Raw genomic sequence first — 16371 nt, forward strand, 5'->3', positions numbered from 1 at the left:
TTAAATTGGTGATTTCATCGTTGTATAGTTCTAGTCAGGGGGAATTGTGTTTGTAAATGCTAACGGAGATGCCTTCAGAACATAGGTGGATCTAGGTTGCCAAGGACCTAGTTATTAGTAGATTCTTATTTAAAGTGTGTAACTTTCTTGATTAGTTTAACGTCAAAAAGATGAAAAGAGCCTACAGGAGGTTAAGAGATGAAGAAGATGATGGCAATTTATTTGATGTTGGTAGCAATTTTTTCTCTAATGATAGGGTGTTCTTTCAACAGTTCATCAGATGATAAAGGTAAAACTGATGATCTACGCATACAGGGCTATATACTAGAGGTAGCGGAAGAAGAAGTACTTTTGGTTAGAGATATAAGCTTATCAGAATTCAATAAAATAAGAGATTTATCTTTAGAAGAGCTAATGGAGAACGATGAATTCTCACATGACCTTATATATGTTAAATATGAAAATAGCAGTGAATTTAGTATAGGTGACAGGGTAATTGCTTCAATATCTTCAGATGGTATTTATGAGACTTGGCCAGCTCAAGCTGAAGCTGAAAAAATTGAGTTGTATAATTGACTACTCTAAGTATTAATCTGATACAGCTTTTATTTAGGAGCGGTTGGAAGTGAGTTGAACTTAAAATTATGATAAGGGTAACGGTCGTTATTGTTCAGATCGTAATGAGTTATCAAATTTGGAGTTAGACAATGATTAATAATAAGATTACATATTATTTTGCACTATGATTTGAATGTAAAAAGGTGTCCCGTGCTTGGGACACCTTTTTAAAGATAGTATTGAATAATATCTTTTCCATAATAGATAGAGACAATGGCTAAACCGAGAAAAACAACCTGTTCAATTAAGCTACCTGTCTTTGTAGTCATTGGAAAACGGATCGATTTTTTAAGAGGATAAAAAAGCATAATCCCCCTTTTCGTCATTCCATCAAGAACGAAGTGACTAATCATACCTAGTAAAACACCTGTAGAAATCGCCGAGAAAGGAATAAACGTTTTTAGCAAAGAGGCAATGATGAAAAGAAATAATAAGCTATGTGTAAATGTTCTGTGACCGAAAATGGAATTGATAATCTTTGATAAGAATGGAAACCTTCTCCCGATTTTACTTCCACTATGGCAGATATCGGGGAGAAGGGAGCCGATCATTCCAGATGTGATTAAAATGGCTGGATTGTCGTTTGTTATGGTGAAAGCAACAGCACATGTTGCAACTCCCGCCATCATATGTGTTTTTCCTGTCATGGGTAAATCAACCTTTCTGTTTCTAAGATGTATTCGTGACGGATAGAAGGTTTGATACTGAAAGCAACTTTCCAAGTTTATCATAAATATACTTCTCGGGTGAGAGTCGAAAGAAGTATATTTATCGATAAAAGATATGTTCCTAAAAGGTACCTAACTGAGTTTGTAACACCTCTGTTTCTCCTCACGCGGTTTTTTATATAGAAGGTTTAGTTATAATCTATATGCACACAAGATAAATGGAGCATACAGAATTGATTTATAAAAAGGAAACTTCTTTTTTGAAAATATGAAGAAATAGACAAAAAGTATCTTTAGTAACATACCATATTTATCCTTAATCTATGCTATAGTAGAAGTAGGAAATATCAATATTAATATTAGCTGTTTGATTATGTTTTGAGTTATCACATCATTCTTACTTTTTGGAGGTGTTGAGATATGGACTTCTCTACTATTATTTCTGAAGACCGTATTAAACGAGCCTATGAAGACGGAGTGTTTGATCATTTAGAAGGATATGGGAAACTGTTACCAAAAGATGATGCTTCTCACCTTCCACCAGAATTACGAATGGCTTATCGTATCATGAAGAACGGCCGTATGATCGTTGAGACAGAAGTGAAAAAAAGAGATTCTTAATATTGAAGACCTACTTAAAGAAACCAAATCGGAAGAAGAAAGAAACGATTTAACGAAACAACTCCATTATAAACAGAAGAAACTAGATAGCATTCTTCAAAAAAGAGGTGCTACAAATTCAAACGCTTCGGCTTTTTATAAAGAGAAAATGATGGATAAGTTGAAATAACTAGAAACCCATTAACAATAAGGGTTCTTTTTTTTTACAATTCCCCAATCTAATAAACATAGTGCACGAAGGTGATAAAAAGAACGTAGCATGGATTAAACGAAATTTTTAGGCTAAGGGATTATCGTCCTTTGTTTGAAGTGAGTCAATATAGCATTGTTCTATCTTTAAATGATTATTGTTATACTAAGACATTAAAGGAGGAATGTTCTAATGACAAATGGTGGTTGTATTAAATGTGGACATACAGAAGCAGGACAAAAAGAGATTGCTACATCTGGAACAGGGTTATCAAAAATGTTCGATGTGCAGCACAACAAATTCATGGTGGTATATTGCAAAAACTGTGGTTATTGTGAGCTATATAATAAGAACACTTCAGCGGCAAGTAATATTGTTGATTTGTTCTTTGGTTGATAACTGTAAATCCTTTTAACATTGTTGCAAGGAAATAGAAGTATCTTTCTGTAGCTCAAATGGATAAAACTAAAATGATAAATGAATTGTGAGAACGGTCAAGTCACCAAAGGAGTCAAATGCCCATATAATACATCAAGATTTTAAGTAGGTGATGTTTATGTGGGCTTTACTTGGATATTCTTTTTCACTTTTGACTTTAATCGTAGTGACAACCGCTCTTTTTTTAAGAAATCTATTAATCTATCCTCGTACTTTTCGGTATGAAGAAACATTTGAGTTAGGGATTAAAAAGGGAGAAATTAATGTAGTGAAATATCATACACTAGAAAAGTATGAGTTATACATTGATTCAAAGTTTGGCTATAAGATACACGGTTTGTTATTTCCTTTGAAAAGAGAATCAAAAAAAGCGATCATTATAGCTCATGGTATAAGATGGAGTTTATTTGGAAATGTAAAATACATCGACCTGTTTCACAGGCTAGGCTATCATGTATTAACGTATGACCAGAGGTTTCATGGGAAAAGTGAAGGGTCACATACGTCTTTTGGCTTTTTTGAAAAATATGATATGCAAGCATGGGTAGATTATTTATATAAAAAATTAGGCGATGATGCCCAAATAGGGGTGTTAGGTGAATCGTTAGGTGCAGCAACAGCATTACAAGCGTTAAAAGATTATCCAAAGATCGCTTTCTGTATAGCGGATTGTGCGTATAGCAATTTAATAGATTTACTCAAAAGTCATCTTTTCTTTTTCAATAGACTATCCCTTTCCTTAATTATTCCAATTACGAGCTTTTTTACGAAAATGTTTCACGGTTGGAGTTTTAAGCAAATTTCTCCTATTAACCATCTTCATGAAACAAACACGCCTATTTTATTAATTCACGGCGAGAAAGATCGCATTATTCCGAAACGAATGAGTGAAGAAATGTATAGAAAGATTCGAGGAATCAAACAACTTTATATTGTACCGAATGCAGGACACACAGAAGCCTATGTATACGACCCATTAAATTATGAGTCGGTGGTTAAAGAATTTTTAGAGTTAATTGAAAAGAGATAAAAAAGAGGAGACATGAGAATGCTTTTAAAAAGTATTCTTTATTTTTGTATGTAATAAAAGTGTAATTTTACATATAAAATATAGTATTATACTTATTGAAGGTGGTGATTTTAAATATGAAAATCTTAAATTCTTTATATTATCTCTTATTGATTTTAGGGATTATCGTTCTCTTGTATCATTTTCTAGCATGGGGAATAGTGGGTAGTTATATTATAAATGAAGAAAGTTTTCAAGATTATTTGGTTTTCACAGACCCACCTTATAATAAAAGCAGTATATCTGATTTAGATAAATTCATTTACGGTGCGAGTATTTCAAATCATCATTATTATGTCATAGCTACTCTCATATTTATAACCATTATTACGATGATAAAACATTTTTGTGGTCGAAAATCCGATGAAACTTTCTGAACTGATAATCGTATTTTATTTTAACGTGTATAGTTTAATATAGGGGATAACCTCCATAAATATAATTTCACTAGGAAGTGATCTGATGAAAATCTTGTTTGCTCTGTTGGTTATAATTGGATGTTTTATTTTGTTTAACTGGCTAATGGGATATAGAAAAGGGAATATCGTTATTGATTTTGATGAGCGCTTTTTTAATCGTGATCGGTATATCTCAGCAATTAAAAAGAAACTTGAGAGTGAAGGGAGAATGGTTGAATATAAAGGTGGGGGAAGATTCTTGATTGATGGAAAAACGTATCTATTTATAGAGCGTAACGTCAGTATGGGAAATGTACCGTTACAAAGAACGATATTAAAACTAGAAAAATAGGGGAATAAAAAAATGAAAGTATTGAACATACGTCATATACCGAAAGCAACCATAACAGAGTTCTTTAATAAGCATTGGGGAAGTAGCGAAATGGTGATCTCTTCGGGAGTATATCAATGTGATGAACTGGAGGGATACGTGGTCATAAACGATCAAAAAGAGATCATAGGTTTAGTCACTATTATTCTTTCTAAGGAAGAGTGTGAAATCATTTCACTAGATAGCCTTGTGGAGAGAAAAGGAATAGGTAGTCTACTTATGAAAGAAGTAGAAGCATATGCTAAAAACCATTCTTGTTTTAAAATGAAAGTGACTACAACGAACGATAATTTACTAGCTCTAGGGTTCTATCAAAGGCGTGGTTATCAAATAACAGAAGTAATCAAAAATGCAGTAGTTCAAGCAAGGGAAATCAAGCCCCAAATTCCCATGATCGCAGAAAATGGAATTCCAATAAGGGACGAGCTAATCTTAGAAAAAATGATTTAATCTACATCTTTATGGTGTAGCTTTTTGTTTGCTTTGATTGAAAGGGAAAATTCTGATAGTTTCAACTTTTGCTTGATCTATGAAAAAATCTTCAATTAATGATAAGATAAAAACATTGGTGTAAAGACAGGTGTTTGAACTTTACTTTAAAAGAGGTGCGGTTTCTACTATATTAATCACATTTAAACAATGTGGTATGTTTTTTGTGTTATTTCCCTTTGTAAACAGGGTTTAATACATCATGGAGGTATCATAATGAAAACAATGAAAGAGATGCAACAATTATTTCCTAGTATTGATGGAAATGAACAACAACGCAATGATTTTTTAGGCTATGTTTCAGAACTAGTGTCCAAATTAGATGAATTAAAAGATCCAAAAAAATTATCTTTAGGTGAGATGCCGGATTACACAAAAGATTACTATGAACAAGTTATGAACCAAGCAATGATACCCGAAAATGGGGTGGCGATTCAAGAATTGATTGACCAATTAATTGAACTCGCAAAAGGTCAACGATATATTAATAGTAATTACGTCGCGAATGCAGTCCCACTACCGAATATACCAAGTTTATTAGGGAATCTATTAATGGTTTTGACTAATGGAAATGGTTTGTGGGATGTGGAAGGAGCTGCTCCTGCACTTGCAGAAGTGAAAATTACGAGTATGTTATCAAAGATGATTGGCTACAACCCAGAAAAAAGCGGTGGATATACTACATGGGGAGGACAAGGAGCCGTATTTAATTCATTGCGATTGGCTATTACGAGACAGTTCCCTGAATCAAATAAAGAAGGGATTCCTAATAACCTGTACTGCTTTTGCTCTGAATTGAGTCATTATAGCTTATATAAATCGGTTGAAGCAACTGGAATTGGAATTAATAATATGATTCGAGTAAAAGTAAATGATGACCATTCGATGAACATTGACGATTTAAAAGAAAAGATAGAAGCGGTCATTGCCAATGGTGGTATTCCTCTATATATCCTTGCTACGATGGGTACAACTGATACGTTCGGAATCGATTCCATCAAAGAAATCAAGGAAGTTGCTATGAAACTAGAAGATGAGCATAACTTAAAGCCAATCTATATTCACGCTGATTCAGCGATGGGTGGAATGTATACGTTCTTTAATGACTATGACTTTGCCCAAAACCCATTGGACTTTGAGCCACGTGTTTGTGATACGTTATCCAATTTTCAATCAAAATTTAAGTTTATTCATTTAGCAGATAGTATGGTTTTTGATTTTCACAAATTAGGTCAAACGCCGTATATTTCGAGTCTTTTCCTTGTGAAAAATAAATCTGACTTAGTCAATGTTGATTTGGATTCATCAGAAACTCCTTATATAGGAAATCGCGGATATGGAAGCTATCACACAAGTTATACTTTAGAATGTTCCCGAATGGGAAGTTCGATTACCATCTTGGCTTCTCTTCTTGGTCTTGGAATTGAAGGTTATCAAAGATTACTAGCAAACTATATATTAGTTAATCATCATTTTAGAGATTCGTTAAAAGAGAGCTTTTCAAATGTTGCCGTGACAAATGAGGTCTCTCCTATTACAACGTTTAGATTCTATCAAGACGAAGTAGTATGGGAAAAGGAAAAAAACGGTGAACTCACAATCGATGAAATAAGAGAGATCAATGACTATAATGACGGATTTGCAGAGTTAATCGGTATCGAGCGAGACGTTGTTTATTTTGGAAATACGAAAAAGCAACGATTGATTTTGCCAAAAGGATCTGAAAAAAGGATCCCAATTTACGCACATAAATTTTTCAGTATTTCTCCTTATACAACAGTTGAAGAGGTTGAAAGGTATATTGGGTTCTTAAAAGATCATATGAATATGTATGAAAAACAGCCTGTACTCATGTAAATAAAGGGGGATTTCCCCCTTACTCATTGAGTTCTAGCTTCATGACGATTTTTTTATGCTCTTCTTCTTTATATGCATTAAAGATAACTTTCACCCAATTAAGTTCTTCTATATTGGTCCTTTCTAAGTTCCAAAAAATAACTCCTTTTTTTGAAACCTCTCCAAAAATTTCACCACCAATAGGGTCTGAACACGAATCCTCTACGAATTCCACCTGTTCTCCAGTTGAAGTGACTAAAACGCCTTGATCAGGAAAGACGGAGAAGGTGTCATCAGTCGTGTTTTCTAAAACAAACTGGACACCGATTGACGATGGGGGATGATTCGAAAGTAAAACCTCTTCAATTTCCATTTTAAGTCCTTTATAATTTTCAGAGGCCATTCCTCTGTATATCTTCCAATCTTTTTCCTCAATAAAATTATTTCTTATTGAGTCAATTTCGCTTATATCTGTCTTATTTTTCTGTAAATCAATCATTTGTTCTTCATATTTCGTTGAAATCTGCTCTATTTCTTGTTGATGATCTTCTTCTGTTATTCCATGAGGAGAGAAAATATAGCCTAAAATAAAAAATATGATTCCAATAAAAGCCGCTTTAATGAATAGCCGTTCTCTACTACGCTTCAACGTGATCATCCTTTGAAAGAAGTAACAGTACAATATTTAGGATAAATTATAAAATGTTATTTATCAACGGTATTTGTAAAAGATTAATAAATATATATATAAATTCCTATAATGAATTTATAAAAACCCTACTTTATTCCTAAATATAGAAATGAAGGAGGGGGATTTCTCTATCTAATTTTAAATTGCAGTCATTATTTCCATTTAGTTACAAGTATGGTACTGTATAAGAGGAAGGGCTTTTATAATTAAAAATAAGTATAAAAACTTGTTCTTATTTAAATTATGTGTTTAATGTTGTCTAGCTCCGTCGCCCAGCGACTCGTAAGTTTTCGCCCTCCTCCTTTTGATAAGTCAACATCGAAGTCTTAGACTTTTCGTGTTTCCTTTATCTCATATGGAGTGCTCAAGCCCCTTCGTCGCTAAACGGTCTCCTGCACCTTCCTTTTTTATCGGATACTTTGTTCCTAAATTTAGAGAATGTTTTGAGTTTAATAAAAGGTAAAATGATTCCTCATAAAAATGTGGGGGTAGGGATGTTAGGATGGGTTATTCATATCATTATGGCTATTTAAGTGATTGTTTTGATGAAAAAAATAGATGATCGAACATTACATATTGCCTTTGACGAACCGACAGCTAATGGATTGGAAAATTTGTTGAAGTACGAGAGTGATCAAAAAGTAATGGCTGGTCCTCATCTGTTTTCAATTGGTCCCCTCTACGAATTGGATAAAAAAGAAGGGGAGGGAAAAACGCTATCAATGGTTATTTGACCATATGGATTATGAAAAGGACTATATGTATCAATACCTTTATAAGTGGGATAACCTGGTTGAAACCTTGTCGCGCATATCTGAATCCTCTCAAGTAGTCATTTGGGTGAGTGATAATGCGAATGAGCAAACCGGAATACGGTATGTTCTTTACTTGTTAAAGAACAAGGATTGTCCAATTTTTGTTTTAAATATGAATGAGCTATACAAACAGCATTTCAAAGGTGAAAGAAATATGATCACGTCAGGTCAAATCAAGCGCGAAGAATTGGAGGTCCTTTATCGTGAAATTGAAAACAATGAGCCTTTATCTAGTCATGAACGTAAAGATTTAGAAAAACAGTGGGGAGAACTTTCGGAAAAGCAAAAGGTTTTGCGTATTTGGAGAAGTAATCAAATAATAGATGTGGATGAAAATTATTTTGATATGATAATCATCAAAAAGGCCCAAGATTTATATATAGAACATGGGATCATAGGGTTTATGCACGCCTCAAGGTTGATAGGAGTCGTTATAGAAGAAATCATTGATAAACATAAACAATATATTGACTTCAATTATTTGAACTACCGATTAAGGGAGTTAATTTCAAAAGAGGTTTTTGAAAGAAAAGACGCTTTAAATTCTTTGATGGATTGTCGTATAAACTACTTAGTAAAACTAGCAAAATGTTACTTTCAAAAAGGAGAGGATTAAAATGGGATGGGCTATTCTTGTAATGGTTTCCTACTTACCAATTATCTATTGAATTCATAAACATCTAGATTTTTTAGAAGATGAGGTCAGAAGGATAGAAAAGAGGGGGGATGTCCTCAAAAATCTAACACTATATATCCCATTTATTCCAAAAATCGCTTTTTAAGTTCAGGAGTAGGCATCATACAAGAGTCTTGTTGACCAAACCATTTATAACGGTTCTTCGCAACATAGTTATAGATAAAATCTCTAATTGGTTTTGGAACGAGGATGAAAATAAAGAGCAAGCGCCAAAAGCCGCCTAATGTTTTAAACATATGCAAAGCTGCTGTTGACTTTGTGTAATATTTGTCACCTTCAACATAAACAAATGAATCAAAATTTGTTTGACAGAGGCCGAACTTGTTTAGGTAGTTTTGGCCTGATTCAGATTGTAAGGATGCAAATAAGAAACGCGCATGATGATCCCTTTTGATAATAAACCGGACAAGATCATTACATAAATTGCACACACCATCAAATAAAAGGATCGGTTTATTCATTATTTATCAACTCCAACAATATCTTGTCTCCCATTATACTACGAGTGGCAATTTTTTAATAATCAAAAGATATATGAATGATTCATCGTGCTTTGTTCGGTTTCGTTTTTTGAAGCCACAATTGAAAAGGAACTAAACTCGAAGGGTTATCTATTTTTTCAGTTGGGATTGTTCTTTTTTCAGGAGAGAGGCATACTTGTTGATAAATGAACTGATCACGAATACCGTATTCTGCTACTACTTTAGTAGGTGTACAGTAAACAATTCGTTTAATATTTGCCCAATAAGCAGTTGCTAAGCACATTGGACAAGGCTCGGCACTACTGTAGAGAGTAAAACCAGGTAATTGGTACGTTCTTAACCTTTTACATGCATCACGAATAGCAAGAACTTCAGCATGAGCACTTGGATCACATGTTGCAACAACTTGATTTTGGCCAATACCAAAAATATAACTATCTTTTACAATAAGAGCCCCGAATGGCCAACCTTGATAACCGAACTGTATGTCATTAATTGCTAGTTGTATCGTATATTGAATAAACAATATATCTTGGTTAGGTAGCACCACAATAAACCTCCTTAGAAAATAAATAAACAAAAGCAGGCGCCATTTTATGGTGCCTGTGAGTGACTATTCATTATCGTCTGTAGAAGCTTCCTTTGGTAATGGATCGATGCTTCTGGCATCGTTAACGTCCATAGATATTTTTAAAACATAAATAATAGAATAAACGCAACCAACTAACACTAACATGGAAAAAATCGTGGTTAACCACCATCCAATCATGAAATCCCCCCCTTTATACACCTATATGCAAGGAGAGGTATAAACAGAATAATCGTTTTTTTTATTATTTCAGTTTCTCATATCTTGATGTCAACTTGATTTGTAGTACAGTTCTCCATAGATGGTTACCCCCCAATACTTACCATCTCCGTCATCTTTGTTAAGAATGATATCTAAATCATGAAAGTATCGGTGGAGGTATAATACATCATCGAGTTCTACTGGACTTGTTTTGACGCGTTCAGCTAATTTTTTTATAGATTCTACATCTTCCTGTAATGCAGGGTCCTGAATTTTATCAAGGTTTTTTAATATGGTACGAGCATATTCTTGCTGTTCAATAGAATCAAGACTTTTGTATTTCCCAAATCCTGTTGTTTCATTGTAAAAGGAATGAACTTTATCAATAAATTTATTTGTCTCCTCTTCATCAAAAAGTTCTTCTGTTTCTTTTGTAGTTTGTTGAGAATGAGAGCTTGTTTTTTCCACAACTGAGTCTTCCTCTACCGTTTCTAGCTGTAGATTTTTTTCAGGTTTATCTACTGCCTCTTTTTCTTGAAAAAAAAAGTTAACAAGGATGGCTCCACAAATGCCAATAATAGCAAGGCTTGCAATTATAATCGTCATTACTTTTGTATCAGTCATTCTTTGATTCCTCCTTATAGAATAAAAATAAAATAATTGTCGTAAAATTCCGATAATTAATTTTGGAAATGATCTTTATCATGTGATTCTCTGCTATAATGAGGTAAGTGGATTGACTAAAGATTATGTAAAGAACCTATGCTTGTTTAGGGTTCAAGGAGAGTTTTCAAAAATAAGCGTGTTAATGGTATAGAGTTAATTGAGGGCTAATCAAAAGAGGTGTAAGGTTTCTTTATTTAAGCTCGTTTTAAAAGTAAGACTAACCATTAGATGACATTCTAGTGGTTAGTCTATCAATTTAAGATTTTTTTCTTAATTTCCCAAGTTCTTCTACGATAGCTTGCATTTCACTAGGGCTGATTTGCTTCTTATTTATAACCATTTCATATAAATCTTTAAGATCATCATACATGTCTTCATCAAATGATTCAGGTTTTATGACACCCATATTAAGAACATTTAGCTTCTCTACAATCTTATCAATCATGATTGTAATATTTTCTATTGATTTTTGTGATAAATCCACTTATAACAACCTTTCTAGTTTATGATCATTATTGAGTCTTGATAATCGTCCTACCTAATTTGATCTTAACATATTTTGATTTCCTCTACATATATAAATGTGTATACAAAGGTGCTTTGGAAAGAATGACTTAACAGGTTCTCTTGTGTTTTCATGATACCGGTAGTAATATTTTTCTTAAGGGGTATTTGCTTAGGAGGATTAATATGATAAGAGTATTATTTGTATGTTTAGGGAACATTTGTCGTTCTCCAATGGCTGAAGCTGTTATGAGGGATATCGTTAAGTCAGAAGGATTAGAGAAAGAAATCATGGTTGATTCTGCAGGAACAGGGAATTGGCACATTGGTAACCCTCCACATGAAGGAACAAGGTCTATTTTAGAGAAACAAGAGATAGAATATGAAGGAATGAAAGCAAGGCAAGTCATTCAAGATGACTTATTTGACTTTGATTATATTATTGCTATGGATGGCGAAAATTTAGGTAATTTACACAGATTAGCAGGTTACAACAAAACAGGTGTAATTAAACGACTACTTGATTATGTGCCGGAAGCGGGACAAGATGATGTTCCTGATCCATATTTTACAGGGAATTTTGAAGAAGTATATGAAATGGTTAAAAGTGGTTGTGAAAATTTGTTGAATACTATTAAAGAAACGCATCAACTTTAAGTGAGCACAATTATTAAGGTAGTAAAATAACATGACAATCGAACATTTTTGAAACAACTTCATAAGGAGGCTATTTCTATGGGGATGGAGAATAATATGCTTACAAAAGGGATTGTAGTAGGAGCTTTTGCTGGTATGACTCTAAGCTTATTTCATAAAGAAACAAGAAGATCGATAGAAAAAGAAGCAGGGCAATTGAAAGAGTGTATTCAAAATCTAATAAAAGATCCAAAGGAATCGATCAACAAAATGAATCACCATTTGAAAAAGTTGAGTCAGGACATTGGTGCAGCTATTGACGATGTTACAACTCTTAAGGAAACAACACCCACTGTGATAGAATTCTTACAAGAAACTAGAGATACGTTTAAAGGAATAGAAGATGGCAAACGTGGATAGTCAGACAATAGATATTAAATACTTCATTGCGATTCTTACTCGTTTATTTAAAAGGTTGAATCGCCACGAAGTATTTGGTTTGTCTGGTGAACTTGCTTATTTTTTTCTCCTTTCACTTTTTCCCTTTCTTCTTTTTCTTATCACGTTAGTTGGATATTTACCTTTGTCTGCAGAAGGTATTTTAGATTTTATCGAGCCCTACGCACCTGAGCAAGGAATGGCTTTTATTGAGGAGAATGTTCTCTATATTATAAACCAAGAAAACGGTCAGTTGCTGTCTATTGGGATTTTAGTAACAATTTGGTCTGCTTCTAACGGACTTAATGCCATTATTCGTGCATTTAATCGTGCGTATGAAGTCAAGGAAAGTCGATCTTATTTAGTGTCACGAGGAATGTCGATCATTTTAACCTTTGCAATGATTTTTGTTATTATCATCTCCTTGTTATTACCTGTATTCGGTAAACAAATAGGCAGCTTTTTATTTTCAGTACTTGGTTTGTCAGAAATATTTGTTGTCTTATGGGAAGCGATCAGGTGGTTATTAAGTACAGTGATTATATGTATCGTCTTTACTGGACTGTATTTTTTCGCTCCAAATAAAAAATTGAAGCTATCCGAATCTTATCCAGGTGCCTTATTTGCAACAGTCGGTTGGATCGTTGTATCCTATCTGTTTTCATACTATGTTAGTAACTTTGGCAATTATAGTGCAACTTATGGGAGTTTAGGTGCTGTAATCATTTTGTTAATATGGTTTTATCTCACCGGCCTTATTATTATTATTGGTGGAGAAATAAATGCGGTTATATTCAAGTATCATCACAGGAAAAGCTTCCATTAGTTTCTTTTATATTTATTGGTACGTTTGAACATAGTAATAGAGAAAAGATATTTAAAGAGGCTGTTCAAAAAGTCATGAAAAGTTGCTGTCGAATAACTTTGTTGGTTTGCTTTTCCGCTCCTCATGTACAGAGTACGTACACTCCCATTTGTTCGATGCACAGGAGGTGCAAGCGTCAACGTTGCCACAGGACGTGGCGGTATTTAGTTGACGTTCCTTAAGTTCACCGCCTCGTTCTTCTCTGCTCTTTTTCCCCTACTTTTTGAACACGCACTTAAAAGGAGCTTATACAATGACGAAGCATACAAAAAAAGGTGGAAGTCATACTAAGCAAAATGCAAAGCACAAGCCAAAAAATAAAACGAGTTCAAGTGCTAATGGACAAAATGGCTATCATTGATAATCATGATCCCTAATAAAAGGGATCTTTTTTTATTCATTTTCATGTTGTTTGTTAAATTTAACTAAATTAAGAGCTAACCGTTTACATTTGACTCAACAATGGTTAAAATTTAGTAGAATAGGTCAATGATTTTGTTATTATAAAACATATTAATGTATAAATATAACCTTTGATTAAATTGATTTAGGAAGGGAGTGTGGCTTTTTTGTTAATAGAGGATTTAGATCAACTCATTGAGGAGACAAAGGAGTTAAAGAGTGAGTTTAAAAAATTAGAATATCTTGAAAATCAAAACAAATTATTGAAAGAGCAGATGATGGAATTGGTGAAATTTTTAGCTAATGAACATAAAAATGAACAACAGACTAAAGAGAAAGCTTGATTACTATCTACCTACCTGTTCCGTTAAACATGTCAAGATATAGTATAGGTAAGTCTTACTGCTAGCCTAGCTGACTCGTCGTGGCTGTTGACGATCTATTTATTAGTTGATGTTCTTCTTTGTATACCTAGCTAAACGTGCGTTTTCGCTTTTCTTAAAATCTCATAAATAAAAATCAGGACGGTAAAAGTCTAGTAACTACTTTCCGTCCCGTTGTATAAGGTTAGTCGTCAAGGAATGCCAATCCAGCAAGAATTAATAATACAAATAAGACAAGTATGAGTGAAATAGGTGATCCACATCCTCCATAGCAATTATATCTACCCATAAGACAACACCACCTTTCTTTTTTGAATGAATCTTTATCTAATAAAGGTTATTTGAACACGAACATCCAACGATGACTAGAAGGACAAAAGCTACGATGACAAATGCAATACTACTTAGATCAGCCATATGTTATAGCACCTCCCTTTCTCTACTAATAGTATGTCCGATGATGCTTGTCCTGTTTGGACAAGTGCGGAAAAATTCTGAAAAATAAAAAAATGGGTTATTAACTAGCATTGTAATTAGTACCAAATAGGCTTTAATCATAAGATTAAAAAGCGAGAAAATTCTGTTTTTAAATAGCTTTCGCATTAATAATTGGTCCTGTATTTCGCGAGTGAAAAGTGGGCTATTTGACTAATTTTGATTCACTTCGTCTTCAGTACACTTTTTTATTTCACTCACTCTGAAAGGAGGGACCCCCCTAATGGCAACGTGTGTTTTATTCGTGAAGAAGTTTGTTAGTACAGCTGCTAAAATAGGGTCGTGAAAGATCACCTGTCACTTTATTAGGAGAGGTTACTTGTAATAATCGTTGATTTTTTCTCGTACTAAGCGACAGTGATTACAACGATCCAAATGAATTAGCTGTGCTATGTTCATATCACTGAATAACAAGGAATATATCACCAAATGTCATACGTTCACTATTGCGTAGCTTTATAAAATTAAAGAACATATTTATTGGTATTACATTTTTATATGGAGTTTTTTATGATTCATTATCAAGGGTTAAGAGAACAATATCATTGAGTTTTGTGACCAACAAAAAGGTATCATTAATAGTCCTTAAAATAGAAGGTTAATAGACATTTATAAAAATACCCTTTCATCCGTTCATAAACCCGTACATAATTATATAAACTCGTCTATAAATTATAAGTTGACAATTAAAAATCGTTTTATGTATCTTTTAGAGTATAAACATGGAAGAGCGGTATAGACGATAAATATAGGATACGCTAAAGATGCGACAAAGGGGCAACGTCTAGATTTGCAGGTGGACGCACTTGAGAAGGCTGGAGCTGAACGAATATTCTCCGATCAAGATAGCGGCGGTAAATGGGATCGGGAGCAATTACATAGGTGTCTCGATATATTGCGAGATGGCGATACGTTAATCGTTTATAAACTCGATAGACTCGCCAGGAACGCCAAGCAACTATACGAAATAGCCGACTTGTTAACGAAAAGAAAAGTCGCACTCGTTAGCTTAAATGAAAGTATTGACACGTCAACCGCAATGGGCCGGGCGATGTTCGGAATGATTAGCATCATGGCCGAGCTGGAACGAGACATGATTCGAGAGAGAACACACGCAGGACTCGAAGTAGCAAGAGCACGAGGAAGACAGTGCGGACGTAACGTAATCCGATGGACCAATCGAAGGTAAAGAAAGCGTTAAAACTATGCGATGAAGGCGAGTTATCGATAAGCGAGATAACGAAAGAAGCCGGCATGAGCAAGGCGTTACTCTACAAAGAACTAAATAAACGCAAAGAAACAGCTCGGGAGGAATAGACCCCCGAGTTTTTTCGTGACTCGTCCGCCCGCGACGCCTCACTGTTGAATCCCGTCTTATTGAACTAGTACCTGGTACTATTTTATTTCTACTAAATTCACTAATGCAACATCGTTATGAACAAGACTTACCTAAAGAAACGTGATATCTCTGGGATTAGCCCCAACTGAAATCGTTGTCGTTACCATATTTGTAACACCATCAATGACATAAACACTGTTGTTTGTTAGATCGACAACATAAAGAATATTTAGGTTTTCACTAACAGCTACACTTGTTAAAGTGGTACTTCCCCCAAAAAAAATGGTTATGGTTGCAGCAACTACATCTAAGTTCCCATCAATAATTGAGATAGTACTGTCCAATGAATTAGTAACATAGATGAGGTTCCTATCTTCATTTAAAGCAGTTCCTATGGGTAAATTACCTACTGGAATTGTAGCGGTCACGACAAATGAATCTCCGTCAATG

General features: G+C 34.0%; 23 protein-coding genes. 14 read left to right on the forward strand and 9 right to left on the reverse strand.

Annotation, left to right across the window (positions count from 1 at the left end; genetic code table 11):
* Positions 1-198: 198 nt before the first annotated feature.
* Positions 199-576, forward strand: a complete 378-nt coding sequence (locus tag LC087_RS17585) for a DUF3221 domain-containing protein (RefSeq protein ID WP_226540994.1) — start codon at positions 199-201, stop codon at positions 574-576.
* Between the two features lie 209 nt (positions 577-785).
* Here LC087_RS17585 and LC087_RS17590 read toward each other — a convergent pair whose 3' ends face one another.
* Positions 786-1265: a metal-dependent hydrolase gene (locus LC087_RS17590; RefSeq protein WP_226540995.1), complete on the reverse strand. Its 480-nt coding sequence runs from the start codon at positions 1263-1265 to the stop codon at positions 786-788.
* Positions 1266-1706: 441 nt separating this feature from the next.
* Here LC087_RS17590 and LC087_RS17595 point away from each other — a divergent pair, with 441 nt between their 5' ends.
* The 6 genes from LC087_RS17595 (at position 1707) to LC087_RS17620 (ending at position 6739) form a co-directional block, all read left to right on the forward strand.
* On the forward strand, positions 1707-1907 hold the full coding sequence (locus tag LC087_RS17595) for a DnaJ family domain-containing protein (protein ID WP_306019747.1): 201 nt from the start codon (positions 1707-1709) through the stop codon (positions 1905-1907).
* 382 nt (positions 1908-2289) lie between these two features.
* Positions 2290-2493 carry a zinc ribbon domain-containing protein gene (locus LC087_RS17600; protein ID WP_226540997.1) on the forward strand — a complete coding sequence of 68 codons (204 nt, stop codon included), beginning with the start codon at positions 2290-2292 and terminating at the stop codon, positions 2491-2493.
* Between the two features lie 160 nt (positions 2494-2653).
* Positions 2654-3565 (forward strand): alpha/beta hydrolase, encoded by a 912-nt coding sequence (locus tag LC087_RS17605; RefSeq protein ID WP_226540998.1) that lies wholly within the window; start codon positions 2654-2656, stop codon positions 3563-3565.
* 501 nt (positions 3566-4066) lie between these two features.
* The gene (locus LC087_RS17610) at positions 4067-4354 is read left to right on the forward strand and encodes a hypothetical protein (RefSeq protein ID WP_226540999.1); all 288 of its coding nucleotides are present in this window, start codon (positions 4067-4069) and stop codon (positions 4352-4354) included.
* 12 nt (positions 4355-4366) lie between these two features.
* The gene (locus tag LC087_RS17615) at positions 4367-4843 is read left to right on the forward strand and encodes a GNAT family N-acetyltransferase (protein ID WP_226541008.1); all 477 of its coding nucleotides are present in this window, start codon (positions 4367-4369) and stop codon (positions 4841-4843) included.
* 264 nt (positions 4844-5107) lie between these two features.
* A complete protein-coding gene (locus tag LC087_RS17620; protein WP_226541066.1) occupies positions 5108-6739 on the forward strand; it encodes a pyridoxal phosphate-dependent decarboxylase family protein in 1632 nt (543 codons plus the stop codon).
* Positions 6740-6758: 19 nt separating this feature from the next.
* Here the strand turns inward: LC087_RS17620 and LC087_RS17625 are convergent, their stop codons facing one another.
* Positions 6759-7367, reverse strand: coding sequence for a hypothetical protein (locus LC087_RS17625; RefSeq protein ID WP_226541010.1), 609 nt, complete (start codon positions 7365-7367; stop codon positions 6759-6761).
* 587 nt (positions 7368-7954) lie between these two features.
* Here LC087_RS17625 and LC087_RS17630 point away from each other — a divergent pair.
* Positions 7955-8143: a DUF1835 domain-containing protein gene (locus tag LC087_RS17630; RefSeq protein WP_306019748.1), complete on the forward strand. Its 189-nt coding sequence runs from the start codon at positions 7955-7957 to the stop codon at positions 8141-8143.
* A 4-nt stretch (positions 8144-8147) separates the two neighbouring features.
* Complete coding sequence (locus LC087_RS17635) at positions 8148-8840, forward strand: DUF3658 domain-containing protein (RefSeq protein WP_306019749.1); 693 nt, start codon at positions 8148-8150, stop codon at positions 8838-8840.
* 143 nt (positions 8841-8983) lie between these two features.
* Here the strand turns inward: LC087_RS17635 and LC087_RS17640 are convergent, their stop codons facing one another.
* The 5 genes from LC087_RS17640 to LC087_RS17660 all read right to left on the reverse strand — a co-directional run bounded on the left by LC087_RS17640 (position 8984) and on the right by LC087_RS17660 (position 11343).
* The gene (locus tag LC087_RS17640) at positions 8984-9382 is read right to left on the reverse strand and encodes a thiol-disulfide oxidoreductase DCC family protein (RefSeq protein ID WP_226541016.1); all 399 of its coding nucleotides are present in this window, start codon (positions 9380-9382) and stop codon (positions 8984-8986) included.
* 82 nt (positions 9383-9464) lie between these two features.
* Positions 9465-9950 (reverse strand): nucleoside deaminase, encoded by a 486-nt coding sequence (locus tag LC087_RS17645; protein WP_306019750.1) that lies wholly within the window; start codon positions 9948-9950, stop codon positions 9465-9467.
* A gap of 66 nt (positions 9951-10016) precedes the next feature.
* Positions 10017-10172, reverse strand: coding sequence for a hypothetical protein (locus tag LC087_RS17650; RefSeq protein ID WP_226541018.1), 156 nt, complete (start codon positions 10170-10172; stop codon positions 10017-10019).
* Positions 10173-10262: 90 nt separating this feature from the next.
* The gene (locus LC087_RS17655; protein WP_226541020.1) at positions 10263-10817 is read right to left on the reverse strand and encodes a hypothetical protein; all 555 of its coding nucleotides are present in this window, start codon (positions 10815-10817) and stop codon (positions 10263-10265) included.
* 298 nt (positions 10818-11115) lie between these two features.
* On the reverse strand, positions 11116-11343 hold the full coding sequence (locus tag LC087_RS17660; protein ID WP_226541021.1) for a DUF1128 domain-containing protein: 228 nt from the start codon (positions 11341-11343) through the stop codon (positions 11116-11118).
* Positions 11344-11549: 206 nt separating this feature from the next.
* Between LC087_RS17660 and LC087_RS17665 the strand changes: the two genes are divergently transcribed.
* The 4 genes from LC087_RS17665 to LC087_RS17680 all read left to right on the forward strand — a co-directional run bounded on the left by LC087_RS17665 (position 11550) and on the right by LC087_RS17680 (position 14048).
* Positions 11550-12020 carry a low molecular weight protein-tyrosine-phosphatase gene (locus LC087_RS17665; RefSeq protein WP_226541023.1) on the forward strand — a complete coding sequence of 157 codons (471 nt, stop codon included), beginning with the start codon at positions 11550-11552 and terminating at the stop codon, positions 12018-12020.
* 78 nt (positions 12021-12098) lie between these two features.
* Positions 12099-12419, forward strand: a complete 321-nt coding sequence (locus tag LC087_RS17670) for a hypothetical protein (RefSeq protein WP_226541025.1) — start codon at positions 12099-12101, stop codon at positions 12417-12419.
* Positions 12412-13263, forward strand: a complete 852-nt coding sequence (locus LC087_RS17675; RefSeq protein WP_306019751.1) for a YihY/virulence factor BrkB family protein — start codon at positions 12412-12414, stop codon at positions 13261-13263. Before LC087_RS17670 ends, LC087_RS17675 begins: the two co-directional genes overlap by 8 nt.
* Before the next feature lie 608 nt (positions 13264-13871).
* Positions 13872-14048: a hypothetical protein gene (locus tag LC087_RS17680; protein WP_226541028.1), complete on the forward strand. Its 177-nt coding sequence runs from the start codon at positions 13872-13874 to the stop codon at positions 14046-14048.
* 366 nt (positions 14049-14414) lie between these two features.
* Here the strand turns inward: LC087_RS17680 and yjcZ are convergent, their stop codons facing one another.
* The gene (yjcZ, locus tag LC087_RS17685) at positions 14415-14504 is read right to left on the reverse strand and encodes a sporulation protein YjcZ (protein ID WP_226541051.1); all 90 of its coding nucleotides are present in this window, start codon (positions 14502-14504) and stop codon (positions 14415-14417) included.
* A gap of 874 nt (positions 14505-15378) precedes the next feature.
* Here yjcZ and LC087_RS17690 point away from each other — a divergent pair.
* Positions 15379-15771, forward strand: a complete 393-nt coding sequence (locus LC087_RS17690) for a recombinase family protein (protein WP_306020870.1) — start codon at positions 15379-15381, stop codon at positions 15769-15771.
* Positions 15772-16031: 260 nt separating this feature from the next.
* Here LC087_RS17690 and LC087_RS17695 read toward each other — a convergent pair whose 3' ends face one another.
* Positions 16032-16349, reverse strand: coding sequence for a YncE family protein (locus tag LC087_RS17695; protein ID WP_306019752.1), 318 nt, complete (start codon positions 16347-16349; stop codon positions 16032-16034).
* Between the last annotated feature and the right edge of the window lie 22 nt (positions 16350-16371).

It is taken from the genome of Bacillus carboniphilus (assembly GCF_020524035.2).
In the GTDB taxonomy this organism is placed as follows: Bacteria; Bacillota; Bacilli; order Bacillales; family JAIVKR01; genus Bacillus_CC.